A 16,928-nucleotide genomic window follows, 5' to 3' on the forward strand; every position below is an offset into this window, starting at 1 on the left:
TGGGTTTTTTGTTGTTTCTACTTTTATCTGCAATGAAGCCCGTGGTTAAGGGTTTATAAGGTTAATTAATCTACAATTTCCATTTTCTTCAATAGAAAGCTTGCATTCATATTTTGACAAATTCCTTTTTTGAATTTGTAATCAAAATAGAGCTCATCGTTGACGATTTCGGCATCAAAATAATAGTTTTTGACTTCTTGGAGTTCTTGGGAAATTTTACAAAGACTCAAATCGTGCGTCGCAATAATACCTGTAGCCTTCCCGGCTACTAATTTCTCTACGAATTTTCTTGAACCAATAGCTTTATCTGTACTATTTGTTCCTTTTAGTATTTCATCGAGTATAATGAAATAAGGTTCTTTGACTATAGCATCAACGATGAATTTTAAGCGTGTTAATTCTGAAAAGAAATAACTACTATTATCTGCCAATGAATCACTCGTTCTCATACTTGTAATTAGTTTTACTGGATAATAGTTGCTTGATGAGGCACACACGGGTAGTCCTACATTTGCCATAACAATATGTAATGATATTGTACGTAAAAAGGTGCTTTTACCTGCCATGTTGGCTCCAGTCACAATGAAAAATTCTTTATTATTTATAGACACATTACTTGTAATGCGTTTGGTTTTATAGAGTAAGGGATGCCCCAAATCTTTAGCATCTATGATAGCATGCTCTCTAGAAATTTTAGGATAGATTTGATCTTGATGGTTAAACCCGTAGTTTCCTAAACTGTTATAGGCGTCAAAAAAGGAAACGACTTCGAACCAATCTTCTACTTTATTGGCATAGGTTGAAATCCATTGTTCTACTCTATATGCGTTTCTGACGTCAAGTAGTAAATAGCCGTTGCCCAATATGGCACCAAATAGATTATTTCTGTTATCTAGGGCATCTAAGCATTTGGAAAAATCGGCGAAAATTTGTGAAGCTTTTTTGTGCTCAGAATTAATTTGTTGCTGCTTGCCTTGTAAAACCTTTGATGTAAATGTCGCGTTTTCTATTTGTAATAATAAGGAGGCGTACTGTCTAAAAGTCTCTTTCGTTTTATCTGCATTTAGAGCTAATATATTAACTTTTTTAAAGTAGATTCCTGTGATACCTAAACCGGCGAAAATCCAGTATCCAAAATAGCTAATTCCTAAGACTTTCAAGATTGCCAAGCCTAGTAAAATTCCAGATATGGATGCAAATAACCAAGTCGCGAAAAGCATATATTTTGGAATAAACGTTTTGTGAGTCTTGAGCCAATTTATTATTGTGTGTGCCGGAGTTTCTGTTTTTATGAGGCTTTTAGTTGCGGTGTAAAGTTGAGTCCATTCTGTTTTGTGTGATAATTCTTTGATAGCGTCTTGTCTGTTTTCAATATCAGAAACCTTATTTGCTTTTAGTGCGTTTGCAAGTTGCGATTCACTTTCCGAAGAACTAGTTCTGTTGATATACTGAAAAAAGGAACCTTTTCCGAAGAGATCAATATCCAAACTATAAAAATGCAGTGGATCTTGAAATTGCTCGCCGGAAGGTCTATGATGAAAATCACCAGAAGCTATTTTTAATTCTTCTTCATTAATAGTCACTAAGGATTTGTGGAGTTCTCGTTTCGCCTTTTTATTGGTGTATTTTGACAATAGAAAAATAAAAATTGCTATTCCTAAAACACCTGTAGCTATAGCCGCTTGCCAATTGGGTAGCACTATATAAATTGAAAATCCTGTAACTAGAAAGGTTATTAAGCGCAACAAGCTATATGTTAGGAGTTGCTTTTTAAGTGTACTAACTGCGATTATATGCTTTTTTAATTGGTTTTTATAAAATGTTATTGAGTGGTCCATAAGTGTATTTAAGTCATAAAGAAACGAAAAACCCAAGTCGTGACAACTTGGGTTTAAATATATTTATATTATAGCGGTTTTACTACCCTTTCAATGATGCTGATAAATATTCACGGTTTAAACGTGCTATATTTTCTAAAGAAATACCTTTAGGACATTCCACTTCACATGCTCCGGTATTTGTACAGTTACCAAATCCCTCTTCATCCATTTGTTTTACCATATTTAAAACACGGTCTGTAGCCTCTACTTGACCTTGAGGTAATAAAGCGAATTGCGATACTTTTGCAGCTACAAATAGCATAGCACTTGAGTTTTTACAACTTGCTACGCACGCACCACAACCAATACAAGTTGCGGCAGAGAACGCGTTATCTGCATCCTCCTTATTAATAGGGATAGTATTCGCATCAATAGTGTTTCCTGATGTATTTACAGATATAAATCCACCTGCCTGTTGAATACGGTCAAAAGCTGTCCTATCAACTACTAAATCTTTAATCACCGGAAAAGCCTTAGCTCTCCAAGGCTCAATAACTATAGTCTCTCCATCTTTAAACGTACGCATGTGCAATTGACATGTGGTTATTAAACGGTCTGGTCCATGTGCTTCTCCATTTATATAGAGTGAGCATGAACCGCAAATTCCTTCACGACAATCATGATCAAATGAAACAGGTAAGTCCCCTTTCTCTATTAACTCATTATTTAAGACGTCTAACATTTCAAGAAAAGACATATCTGGAGAGATATCGCTGATCTGGTAAGCAACCATTTTTCCTTTATCGTTTGCGTTTTTTTGACGCCATATTTTTAACGTTAAATTCATAGCTTTTCTTTATTTATAACTTCTTTCTTTCACTTTAATATTCTCGTAAGTCAGTTCTTCTTTATGAAGGACTGCATCTTTTGGCTCTCCTTTATATTCCCAGGCAGAGACATATTGAAATTCTTTTCTACGAACAGCCTCTCCTTCTGGAGTTTGGTATTCATCTCTAAAGTGTCCACCAGCAGATTCTTCGCGTTCCAAAGCATCTTTAGCGAATAATTCTCCTAATTCAAGGAAATCTGCGACACGTCCAGCTTTCGCTAATTCTTCGTTGAATTCATTCTCTGTTCCTGGGACACGAACATCTTTCCAAAATTCTGCTCTGAGTTCGGAAATTTCAGTAATTGCAGATTTTAAATCTTCTGCGTTCCTTGCCATTCCACATTTATCCCACATAATTTTGCCTAAACGTCTATGGAAATAATCTACAGAGTGCGTCCCGTTATTGTTAATTAAATGGTTAATGTTTTTTCTTACTTCAGCTTCGGCCTCTTCAAACTCTATTGTGTCTATAGAAATTGGACCTGTTCGAATATCATCAGATAAATAATCTCCTATGGTATACGGTAACACAAAATAACCATCTGCTAAACCTTGCATTAATGCCGATGCACCAAGTCTGTTAGCACCATGATCTGAGAAATTAGCTTCTCCAATGGCATATAATCCTGGAACATTAGTCATGAGGTTGTAATCTACCCAAAGTCCACCCATTGTATAATGTACTGCAGGATAAATCATCATTGGCGTTTCATAGGGATTTTCATCAACAATTTTCTCATACATCTGGAATAAATTCCCATATTTGGTCTTAATAATGTCTTGTCCTAATTTTTTAACGAGAGCATCATCATTTTCATCTAAACCCTTAACATGGGCTTGCTCTTTTCCGAAACGCATAAAGGCAGAAGCAAAATCTAGATAGACAGCTTCACCAGTAGCATTGACTCCAAAACCAGCATCACTACGTTCCTTGGCTGCACGAGAGGCCACATCGCGAGGGACTAAATTACCAAATGCAGGATAACGGCGTTCCAAATAGTAATCGCGATCTTCTTCTGCGAGCTGCGTTGGTTTTAATTTTTTATTTTTTATAGCTTCAACATCTTTTAAATGTTTTGGAACCCAAATACGTCCATCATTACGCAAAGACTCAGACATTAATGTTAATTTAGACTGATGATCTCCAGAAACAGGAATACAGGTTGGGTGAATTTGTGTGTAACAAGGATTTGCGAAGTTTGCACCACGTTTGTGTGCTTTCCAAGCTGCGGTTACATTAGATCCCATAGCATTAGTAGATAAGAAAAAGACGTTTCCATATCCTCCAGTTCCTAAAACTACGGCATGAGCTGAATGTCTTTCTATTTCACCTGTAATTAGGTTTCTTGTAATAATTCCTCTAGCTTTTCCATCAACTTTTACAACGTCTAACATTTCGTGACGGTTGTACATTTTGATTTTACCACGACCTATTTGACGGTTCATGGCAGAATAAGCTCCCAATAATAATTGTTGTCCAGTTTGGCCAGCTGCATAAAATGTTCTAGAAACAAGTACGCCTCCAAATGAACGATTATCTAATAATCCACCATATTCACGAGCAAAAGGAACACCTTGAGCAACGCATTGGTCAATAATATTTGTAGACACTTCAGCTAAACGGTATACATTAGCTTCACGAGAACGGTAGTCGCCTCCTTTTACAGTGTCATAAAATAATCTGTATGTTGAATCTCCATCACCTTGATAGTTTTTTGCTGCGTTTATTCCACCTTGTGCTGCAATTGAGTGCGCACGTCTTGGAGAATCTTGAAAGCAAAACGCTTTAACATTATAACCAAGTTCGGCTAATGTAGCAGCGGCAGATCCGCCAGCTAAACCAGTACCAACAACGATAACATCTATGTTACGTTTGTTTGCTGGATTGACTAAATCGATGTGATTTTTATAATTGGTCCATTTGTCTGCAATTGGACCTTGAGGTATTTTTGAATCTAAAGCCATAAATCTCTCTGTGTATTAATGATTAAAGTAATGAAACAGTGCAATAAAAATGAATCCTAAAGGAATACCAATAGCGTACACTTTACTAAACCCTACTAATGCTTTGGTATATTTATTATTTGCTCCAACCGATTGGAATGCGGAGTTGAAACCATGTAATAAATGTAGTGATAGAAATATGAAAGAAATGACATAAAGTGCAACTCTCCAAACATCTACAAACTTATGTTGTAAATGTTCCATATATCTATAACCACTTTCTGTATTGTTTGGATCTATAAGACCAGACATATCGCCTTCTATAAATTTAATGTTTATTTCTGGAAACCAAAAGTCATAAAAATGAAGCCCCATAAATCCTAAAATAGCTAAGCCACTCCAAATCATGTTTCTACTCATCCAAGTAGAATTTGCGCCACCATTATTTTTAGCATAACTAATCTGTCTTGCACTATTGTTTTTAATTTCTAAAACAAATCCCATTACAAAATGGAAGACAACACCAAAAATTAAAATGGGTTGCGCAATAAATTGCACTGCCCAAAATGTTCCCATAAAGTGAGACGCCTCGTTAAAAGTATCTGCACTAAAAACCGATAGGATATTAATTGCAAAATGTTGAAGTAAAAAAATCATTAGGAAGAGTGCTGAAAGTGCCATAGCAAATTTTCTTCCAATCGATGAATTTAAAATTCCGCTCATTATAATTGTAGTTAATTATTTGTACTACAAAGATAGGGCTCATAGGCTTGTACAGCAAATTTTACTTTCTATTTTATTTATTTAGAATGGGTATAATTAAAAGTTGAATCTCGGGTTTACAATAGAATTGTAAATGGAACCAAATTGATAACTAAAACCGACACTCACAAAATAGTTATATCCTGATTGTAATTGTTGCTGTTGAAGCAGCAGTTCTTCTAAGGATACGTCGCCTGCTGGAAGGTTTATTTGGTCTCTAGTTATTCTGTAATTTCCGCTGACATTAAAATTAAAGCCTTTAAAAACCCGAATATTAGCCCCTACAAAAAAGCCTAAATTATTTAATTTAGTATCGTGTAAATACTGATTGAATGATGCTTCACCATTAAGATTCCCCCATTCTTGACGGATACTTCCTCCCAATTGAACGGAGTGTTGAAACAGGAGTTCTTTATCCTCTCCAAATACAGAGCGCTGGATATAATTGTTAAATACCATTCCATTGCGATAAGATATAATTAATTGCTTCTTAGCCGATTTTTGATATTCAAAAAAATTATATTCTATAGCGGGTCTTAATCTCCAAAATAAATCATAATTACTAAATGTGGATGTTCCTATGTTTCCGAAGAAACCATAGGACCAATGATCATTTATACTTATAACATCGCTAATATTTATAGATTTGCTGTTGTTTATTGCAACAATATCGTCACCATCAAAAGTGAAAGTTGATCTGTTTTCACCAAAACGTGCTCTAAACGAAAATTTATTTTTTTCAGTAACCCGTCGTGCTGAAACATTAATATTTAAATTGCTTGAGCTATTAGTTTCTTGCCCATTTAAAAAACCATTTGCGCCAACTTGAAACACCCAATAATTCCAAGGATCTACTTCATCTTTTTCGTCAGTTTCATTTTCTGGGATTGGAACAGATACAGAAATATTTGTTAAAGTGCCTTTAGAAATCCAAAACCTGACAAGTCCAAGTTTAATGTATTCCAGAGTTCGTTGTCTTTCGTCATCTCTCGTCATATTAGAGTCTGTAGAAAAAGAAAGCTTGTAATTGATGTTTTCAAACTCATTTTTGCCAATAAACTCAATATCGTACAAACGGCCTCCACTACCATTGCGTTGAGTGATAAAAAACAAGTGAACATCACTAATTCCTTGATCTCTTACAAATTGAACATTCCCAAGATTTTGTCTCATGTATGTATTATCACAGACGTTGCAATCGAGAAAAATTTTGAGTTTATTATTTACATCCCCTTGAGAAAATACAAAAGAAGCGGAAAATAATGCTAGAAGCAGTAGGGCGGACTTTAACATAACTTATGATAGTTTATAGTGACAAATATCTAGTTATCTAACGCAAAACAAAGTGTTTTAGTCCTTTTAACAAGACTTTAATGCAATGGTAGGTGAAAGCGGTAATACGAAATGTCAATTAAATGTAAAAGAAGTGTGAAATCTTGTAAAGAGTATTTCTTTAAGAAAAAAATGAAATAAAAAAAGACCTCTTAGATTATTTAAAACTTAAAAGGTCTTTAGGGTTAAAAAGTATACATTTATTTTACTTCGAATGTTGTTTTTTCATCGCCAACTTGAATCGTATACTTGCCTTTTGGTACGTAATACTTGTCATTTTTAGCCTTATTAATATCAATACTAGAGTTTTCTTTGAGCAATGACTTTCGGCCTTTTTCAGTAATAGTCAAATCGTATGTTGTGTAATTATAGCCTTCGTCTGCTTTAACTGTTAAGTCGTTCAATAGTGCTCCTTTTTCAGAATAAATTTTCATTGTTTTTTCTTCGGAAACATTAGAATAAAAAGTGACGTCTATTTCTGGTTCGTAAGCATCAAACCACTTACTCCACGCACTTCCCCAACGAGAAGAAAACCTGGTGTCACTACTCTTAAATAGGGTTGTGTTTTTAGACTGCATTTCAGCATTCATTTGTTGCAATGGGGTAATGTCTGTTTGGTATATGCTTCGGCCATGTGTTCCAATTAATAAGTGCTTTGCTTCTGGTTGAATCACAATATCATGGACTGCAACATTTGGAAGTCCGTTGCTAAATGCTTCCCAATTGTTTCCATTATTGAAGGAGATATAGGCTCCATTATCGGTTCCTAAATATAAAATGTTTTCATTTTCAGAATCTTCTCGTATCACATTAACTGGCGATGAAGGAATATTAGAGCTAATGTTTGTCCAAGTTTCCCCATAGTCATCACTCATATAAGCGTAGACCTTAAAATCATCAAAACGGTAACCGTTAAGTGTTGCATAAACCCTTTCTTTTTTGTGCTTTGAAGCTATAACGCGACTTACCCAGAGATCTTCTGGTAGTGTTTTTGAGATGTTTCTCCAATTGCCACCAGCATCATTTGTAATGTATATTAGTCCATCATCACTGCCCGTATAAATTAACCCGAATTGAAAAGGAGATTCACTAATTGAAGTTAACGTACCATAAGCCACATTTCCTTTTCTACCTCCATTAGTGAGATCACCAGAAATAGCTGTAAAATCTGTTCCTTGATTCATGGAACGCATCAATTTATTTCCACCTAGATATAAAATATCTTGATTGTGAGGAGAGAGTAAAATAGGTGTTTGCCAATTAAAGCGATACGGTGTTTCTCCTAATTTATGCTTTGGTTGGATATAAGTTTGCTCTTCAGTTTTTAGATTAAGTCTGTAATAGTTTCCAAATTGGTAACCCGTATAAACGACGTTATGGTCTCTACTATCAATTTGAATTTGCATACCGTCTCCACCCATAATGCTTTTCCAAGGATATTGCCCAGTTTGATGCCAGCTTTTATCTTCGGGAGCACCAAAAGCACCTTTCCAGACACCATTATCTTGTAAACCTCCATAAACATTATAAGGTTTTTCATTGTCTACATTAATAGCATAAAATTGTCCAACCGAAGGGGAGTTGTTTTTAATCCAATTGTCACCATCATCATAGGTGATATTTACACCACCATCATTACCATTGATGAGGTGATTAGGGTTTTTAGGATTGATCCAAAGTGCGTGATGATCTGCATGCACATTTTCTGCACTAATCGACGTGTATGTTTTACCACCATCTTTAGATTTAACTATTGGTACACCATAAATATAAATATTGTCTGCATTGTTAGGAGCGACATAAATATGTCCAAAATAATAACCGTAACTGTAATAAATATCATCTAAATAATCGTCATGCGTTTTTTTCCAAGAGAGACCACCATCTGTGCTTTTATAAACTTCGGTTCCAATAACAGGCGAATCAAATAACATAAAATTAGCGTCTTCAAGATATTTGGAGAGATCAATTGGCTCAACGTTGCCACTTCTAACCATTTGTTTTACGTTTTCTGCTTTGTATTTTTCTTGAAACCCATTCATTTTCAAGTATTCATTTAATTTTTTGTCTTCTAACTTTAGAAAAGTATCAGTTGTCATCGTTTTGAAATCATCTTTTGACAACACGTTTGAGCTTTCCTCTTTTTCTTCTGAAGGTCTGCGAAACTGACTATCATGAACTGCATAAACAATGTTGTTATCATATACTGCTAATCCAATTCTACCAACACCTTGACCCGTTGGAAAACCACTTTTTTCAGTAGAAACTTTAGTCCAAGTAGTCCCTGCATCTGTGCTCTTATAGATGGCAGAGTTATTCCCACTCCCGTCAAAATTCCATGCTTTTCGGCTTTTGGTCCAAGACGATGCAAACATTATATTGTAGTCGTTTGGGTTGGTTTGGACATCTATAATTCCGCTCATATCGTCAACAAATAATTTTTGCGACCAGGTTATTCCGCCATCGGTTGTTTTATAGATACCTCGTTCTTGGTTTGCAGAGTACAAATGACCAGTCACACCAATAACAACTTCATCAGGGTTATTAGGATTGATGAGAATGCGACCAATATGATGAGAATCTTTGAGTCCCATGTTTTTCCAATTCTTACCGTTATCTGTGGATTTTAAAATCCCAATTCCTGCGTAGCTAGAGCGTGATGCGTTATTTTCTCCTGTACCGACCCAAATAGTTTTGTTTTTCCAATCTACAGCGAGATCTCCAACATTTTGGGTTTGAGACGCATCAAGAATAGGTGTAAACGTTGTCCCATTATTAATAGTGTGCCAGACACCACCAGAGGCATAGCCAACATAGAATTCTGTTGGGTTTTCTGGGTTAACTGCTAAATCAACAACACGACCACTCATTACTGTTGGCCCTATGTTTTTAAACGCCACATTTTTTACAACTGATTGTTTTGATAACTCTTGTTTTTGTTGGAGCGCTTCTTCAATTTCTGCTGCTTTAGAATACTGTTGTTGAGAATTTAGCGATAGTGAACATAAAATCAGAAAACTAAATAGTAAATTTTTTTGCATGGTTAATAGGGTTAGAATTATGGGACTAAAGATACTAAATATGAGTTATGATTCCTCTGAAGAAAAGAAAAAGGTATCCAACACATAATTGAATACCTTTTTTAATAATGTTTATATAAAGCGATTATTCTACAACTAATTTTTTGCTGATAGTTTGTGAATTCACAGTCATCATAACAAAGTATAATCCTGTATTAAGAGGACTTACATCAAAAGTATTTAGTCTATTAGAATCTTGTAGCATTTTAGTAATTACTTGTCTTCCTTGTGCATCATAAATAGATATTTGCTCTAATGTTAATGATGGCGCTATAGAAATATTCAAGCTATTTTTTGCAGGATTTGGATACATGGCAATGTTCTCTAATAGAGAAACATCATCTACTCCAAGTGACGAACATTCTGAGGCGATCATTGCTCCCGTGCCACAAGCGGTACTATTCATATTTCTATCCATAACATCAGCTGCTCCAGCTAAATCGCTAGCACCAAGATCTCGACTATTTTGAGAATTGGCAATTGCAAAATGCATAACCTCACCTGGATTGATAATATGTGCCAATAGATGTGCATGACCTAACTCATGAACAGCTACACTTTCAAAATCAATTTCAAGTCCAGTAGCTGTTCCAGGACCAAACTCCCAAGATAATGCTGAAAAGTCACCTACAAATGCGTCGTTAAACACCATGTCTAATTCGTTCACTAAAACATCTAGTCCTCCTGGAGAAGAAGGGTTGCTACAAGCAGTAAATCGAGTTGTTGTTCGACCTAAAACACCATTGGGTAATTCAGCACCATTATCAAAACGAATGACATTAAGATCATCATCGGCAATAATATCTACAGCTGTTACCGCTCCAATTTCCCAATTGATTCCTGTAGTGCAAACCCAAGAATCAAACGCTCTTAGAAATGACGCATTAGCAGCTGTATTAGCATTAAATTCTGTATGCATTTGCCAAGTATATCCTCCATTTCCGTTAAGATTAAAATGTTGTGATTGGAAATCACTGGCAGTATTTCCTGGGTTAATCTGAGCGTAAAAAACAGTAAGTGTACCGCTAGATGTAAGTGTAATTGAAGTTGATGTGACAACTTGTAAATCTCCAGTACCTGCCCTAGAAGGAACTTCAATCACTATTTGAGTATCATTCCAGCTTATCACTTGCGAGTCTAAGGCTGTAAAGTATTGACTACCTCCAAAATTAGCGTCTCTAAAATTAACCGTTCCTTGTGTGTTTCCAAAACCCACGCCATTTATGGTTAACAAATCCCTTACACCACCATTTAAGGTCGTCGGAGAAAAATTTGTGATTTGTGCTGATCCAGCAACATTGCGATTGATAATGTTATTATTATAATTATCTTGAGCATCAAAGCTCGACATTTCTATTACAGATATATTATTTGTTAATGATCTAATGTCATTATAGAAGGTTGTGGTAATCCCTTGTTTACTCATAAAAGGATTATAAACAGTATTTGTAGATAAATCATATTTATAAAACCCTTGGGAAGAGGCAAAAGGTCTAAATTTAGTTTGAGAGGTCCCATTGCTAATTGCAACGTTATTGCTATGAAGCATAAATACACCAATGTCTCCTACTTTAACTGATAAGCTAGGAGTGACAACTTCAGAGTCATTGTCTACTGCTCCTCCAGGAGTAACTACTTCTATAGTTTCGGTAAGTATCTGGCCTTTAAATACCTTGTAAACCTCAATGGTATTTACTGTATAAATATTGTGCTGATTGTTATCCCAAAATGATGATTTTGAAAGGACCTTACCTTCAATAATTTGTGAAGATGATTGTACTTGGGTCCTTAATGGAACTTCCACCATAAGTTCTTGAGCAAATGATTTGACTGTCAAGGCTATAGATAAGAATAGCGCTAATAACAGTGTAGAGCATGTAGTTTTATTCATGGTATAGAATTGAATTATTTTTAAAATGGTGTCTTTCCTCTCAAATATAACAATTTACCGATAATTCGATAAAATTGCTTAATCTAATTACCTTTACATTATAAAATTACACCCATGAAATATCACAAAATAGATAGTAGTCTCTTTATCAACAATCGTCATAACTTTATCTCTAAAATGAAACCCGATAGTCTAGCGGTTTTTAATTCTAATGACATTTATCCAATAAGTGCAGACAGTACCATGCCTTTTGCACAGCATCGCGATATTTTTTATTTAAGTGGTGTTGATCAAGAAGAAAGTGTCTTGGTTTTGTTTCCCGATTGTCCAAAAGAAAATCACAGAGAGGTTCTATTCTTAAAAGAAACGAATGAGCATATTGCAGTTTGGGAAGGTGAAAAACTGACCAAAGAAGCCGCATTAGACACTAGCGGTATTAAGACCGTGTATTGGCTCAAAGACATGGAGAAAATCATGTTTGAGCTTATGACACAATGCGATACCGTTTATATAAATACAAATGAACATTATAGAGCCTCTGTAGAAACCGAAACTCGCGAAGACCGTTTTACCAAATGGCTAAAAGATAAATACCCTGCGCATAGTGTCGCAAAAAGCAACCCTATTTTACAACGTTTACGCTCTGTAAAAGCTCAGGTTGAAATTGATTTGATGCAAAAAGCATGTGATATTACAGAAAAAGGCTTTCGTCGCGTATTGAATTTCGTGAAACCAGATGTTTGGGAATACAATATCGAGGCAGAATTTATGCATGAGTTTTTAAATAACCGCTCTAAAGGGTTTTCTTACACACCAATTATTGCATCGGGTAAAAACGCAAATGTGCTTCATTATATAGAAAATAATCAACAGTGCAAGGCTGGTGAACTTATACTTATTGATGCAGGTGCCGAATATGCTAATTTTGCTAGTGATATGACAAGAACGATACCCGTTTCAGGTCGTTTTACTAAACGTCAAAAAGACGTGTATAATGCCGTTAATCGTGTTAAGAACGACGCAACAAAAATGCTCACACCAGGAACACTTTGGGCGGAGTATCATATTGAGGTTGGACATTTAATGACTTCAGAATTATTAGGACTTGGGCTATTAGATAAAGCTGATGTGCAAAACGAAGATAAAGATTGGCCAGCTTACAAAAAATACTTTATGCATGGAACTTCACATCATATAGGGTTAGATACACATGATTACGGTATGCTAACAGAACCAATGCAAGCCAACAATGTATTTACCGTAGAGCCTGGGATTTATATTCCTGCGGAAGGTTTTGGGATTCGTTTAGAAGATGATTTAGTAATTCAAGACGAAGGAGAACCTTTTAATTTGATGCGCAATATCCCAATTGAAGCTGATGAGATTGAAGATATTATGAATTCTTAAATTAGTTTTTGATAAAAATTTGAAAGCCTAAATATTTGATTTAGGCTTTTTGTCGTTACTAATCTTCGTAAAGTTGGTTATTCGTCTTTGGATTTAATAATCCAATACACAAACAAGCCCCTAAAGCAGGAAAGACCCATCCCAAGCTAAACTGGGCTAAAGGAATATATTCTGTGATACGTTTCAATCCTTCCGAAGGAGAAATAAAACCAACTACATCTGGAATACTAAAGATAAAGGTAACAATAACAACTGCTCTAAATACCAGAGGTGTTGAAAATCGTTGGGGAAGCACATTGAGTAAAATTAAAACGATCGTGATTGGATAAATAAATAGAAGCACTGGTACTGCAACAATGATGATAGAATTGAAATCTAACTGTCCAACAATGACTCCAAATACACTAGCAATAATTGCTGTAACGATGTAAACCAATTGTGAATTCCCAAGTAAGCCTTTAAAATAATCTGCTGTACCAGCAATGATTCCTACTGCGGTAGTAAAACAAGCTAGAGAAATTAAAATGCTTAAAACGGTATTTCCAAAGCCACCTAGAGAGGCGATACTAATTTTCCTAAGTAAATTTGCGCGTTGCATATCGCTAGATAATTCTTCATTGATATTTATTTCTGATCCGTAGTACGCACCAACCGAAATGAGTCCAGCATAAATGATAAATAGTCCAAAACCTGCAATCCAACCTGACTTTGCAATGAGTGTTTTTTTCTCTTCAAAACTGCCTTTATTTCTAAAGTTAATAGATATAATGATGACTGCGCCAACAACGACAGCGCCAATGGCGTCAAAGGTTTGGTAGCCCTCTAAAATCCCTTTAGCGATAGGTGTATCAAATTGGGATGCAGAGGTTAACATTTCCGAAGAGAAAAGTCCGATGCCGATCACCAAGAGCAACATAATCACAATTAAAGGTGTTAGAAATTTACCGATGAATCCTAATATTTTTGAACGATTAAGTACAAATACCAATACTAAAGTAAAATAAATAGTGCTCGTCCATAGTGGATCTGAACCAAATATGGGGAATATAGCAACTTCATGAGTTGCTGCTGCAGTTCTAGGTGATGGAATTGCAACGGCAATCACGTAAATAAGAGTGCAATAGATAAGACTAAATTGAGGAGACACCTTTTTTCCGAAGTCATATAAAGTACCCTGCAATCGTGCATGAGCTAGAATACCAATAATGGGGATTACTACAGCAGTGACCATAAAACCTATAGCAACCCAAAACCAATTTTCTCCAGCATTGTAGCCTAAAAGTGGTGGTAATAATAGATTTCCTGCTCCAAAAAATAGAGAGAATAATCCAAAACTGGTAATGAGAAGTTCTTTTCTAGAATTCAATTAGTTAGTCTTTTTAAGATTGAGATCATGAAAATCAAAACTGAAATCTGTAATTGGCGCAATATAACTCATGGTTGCGCCAGTTGCGTTTCCTGTTTCGTCAAACGTAAAATGTACAAAAACATCTGCATCATAACTTCTATTATTCCATTTAGCGACAAAAGTTGTGGCATTAAAAGGCAATAACTCGCCTTGCAAATTAGGGGAACGCTCACAGGTTATAGTGTAGCTTTTTTCGTTGTGAGAGATGGTAATAGTGCCAAACCAATCATCTCTATAAGTGCCAGTAATTTGAAAGGGTTTTGGTGAATTTTTGTCCTTAGCTGCTAGAGCTACTTTAGCGTACACTGCTTTTTTAATACTATCATTATACGTGATGTAATTGGTGTTTCTATCACCATAATTTTTGAGCCAATCTCTATCGTCGTAGCCCAAATAGCTGTCTTTTACGGTGTTTGTAATCGTATTAAAAGCTGCGCCTACCATTTGATTAGTAAGTACCACGATGGCTAGATTTAAATCTGGAATCATCGTAAACTGCGTTACAGTACCAAGTAATCCACCAGTATGATAAACCTGCTTGTGACCACCTTTTACATCTGTCAAAAACCAACCTAAACCATAACCTTTAAAATTAGAATCATAAGAGTTATTTTTGTCCACGCTTAAAGGCGTTTGCAATTGCCAAAGTTCATGTAACTGCTCAGTGCTTAGGAGTCTTTTTTCTTCGGAAGTGACTCCGTCATTCATTAAAAATTTTGCCCAAGTTAACATATCTGGAACGTTACTTATAATTCCTCCAGCTGGGTTTGCAGTTGCACTCCAGTCATGAGGAATTTGAACAACTTCACTATCTGTTCTGGTGTGTGCATCAATAATATTAGATCGATCTATTACACGATTATAAGACGCCTTACTATTGGACATGCCAACAGGTTTCATTATTTTAGACTCGATAAATTCTTCCCAAGATAAACCGCTAACGCGTTTTAGGACTTCACCAGCGATGATAAACATGTTGTTATTATAGGCAAATTCACTACGAAAAGAACTCTCAGGCTCTAAATATTTTACATTTGAAATCACATCATTGACGTCAAAGTCGTTTCCTTCAGGAAAAAACATTAAATCTCCGGCGCCTAGGGCCATTCCGCTGCGATGTGTCACTAAATCTCTTACTGTAAACGCTTCAGTTACCCAAGCCTCATATAATTGGAATTCTGGGATGTGTTTACGGACTTTATCATCCCAATTAAGTTTGCCTTCGTCGACCATCATCGCCAGTGCAAAGCAGGTAAACCCTTTACTATTTGAAGCCACACCAACTAAGGTGTTTTCATTCATGTCTTTTTTATTTGTAAGTGAGCGTACACCATGGCCTTTGGCATAGATTATTTCTCCGTTTTTTAAAATACCAACAGAGATCCCAGGAACATCAAACGTGGTCAATGTTTTTTTTATAAGGTCATCTAACTGTTGTTCTTCAATTTGAGCATAAGTGTTAAAGCACGAAAAGAGCACAATAATGGCAAGACATTTTTTTAAAAGCATAAGGTTTACTAAGTAATAGTTGTGGTCAAATATACTAAATACTTAGACTCAAATTCTATTCAAATCTTATCTTTGTCACTATGGCTTTACAGTATAAAGGGGTTCCTGTTTATTATGAGGATGAAGGTCAAGGTGACGCTATCATTTTATTGCATGGTTTTTTGGCTAACTCGTCAATGTGGAAGGATATCAAGACTCTATTTGTTAAAAACAAAAGAGTTATTTGTATTGATTTGTTAGGACATGGTCAAACAGAATGTTTGGGCTATAGTCATGCGATGACAGACATGGCAGCTGCTGTACTAGCGGTATTGGATCATTTAAAACTTAAAACATATACTTTAATTGGACACTCCATGGGTGGATATGTGGCTTTAGCTATTGCGGAGAAAAACCCAAAGGCTATTTTAGGTGTATGTCTTATGAACTCTACTTATCATGCAGATGAGGAAGAGCGCAAGGCATTGCGTAAGAGAGCGAATATAATGATTCAGACTAATTTTGAAAGTATGGTAAGGATGTCTGTAGCAAATTTGTTTTCTTCGGAAAGTAGAGTAACTCATAGAAAAGAGATTGACAAGGCCATAGAGATGGCTTTAAAAACGGTGCCACAAGGCTATATCGCAGGTCAAGAAGGGATGCTTTTAAGAAAAGATAAGTTTGAGTTTTTTAAGAATTTAGACGCTCATAAACTTATCATTATTGGAAAAAAAGATCCTGTTATTGACGGAGAACTCATTATAAGTGAAATTGAAGACACAGATATTCAATATAAAGAATTATCATATGGTCATATGAGTTATATTGAAAATAAATCAGAATTATCTTACTTAATTAAGCGTTTTATCGAATTTAAGTACTTATAAACGTTTTAAGTTGCTTTTTT

Annotated in this window: 11 protein-coding genes; 2 read left to right on the top strand and 9 right to left on the bottom strand. The window is 35.5% G+C overall.

Annotated features, from left to right (window positions below):
- Positions 1-65: 65 nt before the first annotated feature.
- The 7 genes from ACJAZK_RS04995 to ACJAZK_RS05025 all read right to left on the bottom strand — a co-directional run bounded on the left by ACJAZK_RS04995 (position 66) and on the right by ACJAZK_RS05025 (position 11,718).
- Positions 66-1,838, bottom strand: coding sequence for a MutS-related protein (locus ACJAZK_RS04995; protein ID WP_415222910.1), 1,773 nt, complete (start codon positions 1,836-1,838; stop codon positions 66-68).
- 82 nt (positions 1,839-1,920) lie between these two features.
- Positions 1,921-2,667: a succinate dehydrogenase/fumarate reductase iron-sulfur subunit gene (locus tag ACJAZK_RS05000; protein WP_415222911.1), complete on the bottom strand. Its 747-nt coding sequence runs from the start codon at positions 2,665-2,667 to the stop codon at positions 1,921-1,923.
- A 9-nt stretch (positions 2,668-2,676) separates the two neighbouring features.
- Positions 2,677-4,674 (bottom strand): fumarate reductase/succinate dehydrogenase flavoprotein subunit, encoded by a 1,998-nt coding sequence (locus tag ACJAZK_RS05005; RefSeq protein WP_415222912.1) that lies wholly within the window; start codon positions 4,672-4,674, stop codon positions 2,677-2,679.
- A 15-nt stretch (positions 4,675-4,689) separates the two neighbouring features.
- On the bottom strand, positions 4,690-5,376 hold the full coding sequence (locus ACJAZK_RS05010; protein WP_415222913.1) for a succinate dehydrogenase cytochrome b subunit: 687 nt from the start codon (positions 5,374-5,376) through the stop codon (positions 4,690-4,692).
- Positions 5,377-5,472: 96 nt separating this feature from the next.
- Positions 5,473-6,708 (bottom strand): hypothetical protein, encoded by a 1,236-nt coding sequence (locus ACJAZK_RS05015; protein WP_415222914.1) that lies wholly within the window; start codon positions 6,706-6,708, stop codon positions 5,473-5,475.
- A 239-nt stretch (positions 6,709-6,947) separates the two neighbouring features.
- Entirely contained in the window at positions 6,948-9,788 is a 2,841-nt protein-coding gene (locus ACJAZK_RS05020) for a VPS10 domain-containing protein (protein WP_415222915.1), read from the bottom strand.
- A 124-nt stretch (positions 9,789-9,912) separates the two neighbouring features.
- Complete coding sequence (locus tag ACJAZK_RS05025; RefSeq protein WP_415222916.1) at positions 9,913-11,718, bottom strand: T9SS type A sorting domain-containing protein; 1,806 nt, start codon at positions 11,716-11,718, stop codon at positions 9,913-9,915.
- 114 nt (positions 11,719-11,832) lie between these two features.
- On the opposite strand from ACJAZK_RS05025, the gene ACJAZK_RS05030 reads away from it, so the two are divergent.
- Positions 11,833-13,125, top strand: a complete 1,293-nt coding sequence (locus tag ACJAZK_RS05030; protein WP_415222917.1) for an aminopeptidase P family protein — start codon at positions 11,833-11,835, stop codon at positions 13,123-13,125.
- A gap of 58 nt (positions 13,126-13,183) precedes the next feature.
- Here ACJAZK_RS05030 and brnQ read toward each other — a convergent pair whose 3' ends face one another.
- Together brnQ and ACJAZK_RS05040 are read right to left on the bottom strand one after the other, a co-directional pair.
- Positions 13,184-14,491 carry a branched-chain amino acid transport system II carrier protein gene (gene brnQ, locus ACJAZK_RS05035; protein WP_415222918.1) on the bottom strand — a complete coding sequence of 436 codons (1,308 nt, stop codon included), beginning with the start codon at positions 14,489-14,491 and terminating at the stop codon, positions 13,184-13,186.
- A complete protein-coding gene (locus ACJAZK_RS05040; protein ID WP_415222919.1) occupies positions 14,492-16,042 on the bottom strand; it encodes a serine hydrolase in 1,551 nt (516 codons plus the stop codon).
- An 80-nt stretch (positions 16,043-16,122) separates the two neighbouring features.
- On the opposite strand from ACJAZK_RS05040, the gene ACJAZK_RS05045 reads away from it, so the two are divergent.
- Entirely contained in the window at positions 16,123-16,908 is a 786-nt protein-coding gene (locus ACJAZK_RS05045) for an alpha/beta fold hydrolase (protein ID WP_415222920.1), read from the top strand.
- The last annotated feature ends 20 nt before the right edge of the window (positions 16,909-16,928 follow it).

It is taken from the genome of Psychroserpens sp., from assembly GCF_047633235.1.
In the GTDB taxonomy this organism is placed as follows: Bacteria; Bacteroidota; Bacteroidia; order Flavobacteriales; family Flavobacteriaceae; genus Psychroserpens.

Bases quoted from the DNA above. Each gene is read 5' to 3' on its own strand.
- ACJAZK_RS04995 (WP_415222910.1), bottom strand. From the start codon at position 1,838: ATGGACCACTCAATAACATTTTATAAAAACCAATTAAAAAAGCATATA.
- ACJAZK_RS05000 (WP_415222911.1), bottom strand. From the start codon at position 2,667: ATGAATTTAACGTTAAAAATATGGCGTCAAAAAAACGCAAACGATAAA.
- ACJAZK_RS05005 (WP_415222912.1), bottom strand. From the start codon at position 4,674: ATGGCTTTAGATTCAAAAATACCTCAAGGTCCAATTGCAGACAAATGG.
- ACJAZK_RS05010 (WP_415222913.1), bottom strand. From the start codon at position 5,376: ATGAGCGGAATTTTAAATTCATCGATTGGAAGAAAATTTGCTATGGCA.
- ACJAZK_RS05015 (WP_415222914.1), bottom strand. From the start codon at position 6,708: ATGTTAAAGTCCGCCCTACTGCTTCTAGCATTATTTTCCGCTTCTTTT.
- ACJAZK_RS05020 (WP_415222915.1), bottom strand. From the start codon at position 9,788: ATGCAAAAAAATTTACTATTTAGTTTTCTGATTTTATGTTCACTATCG.
- ACJAZK_RS05025 (WP_415222916.1), bottom strand. From the start codon at position 11,718: ATGAATAAAACTACATGCTCTACACTGTTATTAGCGCTATTCTTATCT.
- ACJAZK_RS05030 (WP_415222917.1), top strand. From the start codon at position 11,833: ATGAAATATCACAAAATAGATAGTAGTCTCTTTATCAACAATCGTCAT.
- ACJAZK_RS05040 (WP_415222919.1), bottom strand. From the start codon at position 16,042: ATGCTTTTAAAAAAATGTCTTGCCATTATTGTGCTCTTTTCGTGCTTT.
- ACJAZK_RS05045 (WP_415222920.1), top strand. From the start codon at position 16,123: ATGGCTTTACAGTATAAAGGGGTTCCTGTTTATTATGAGGATGAAGGT.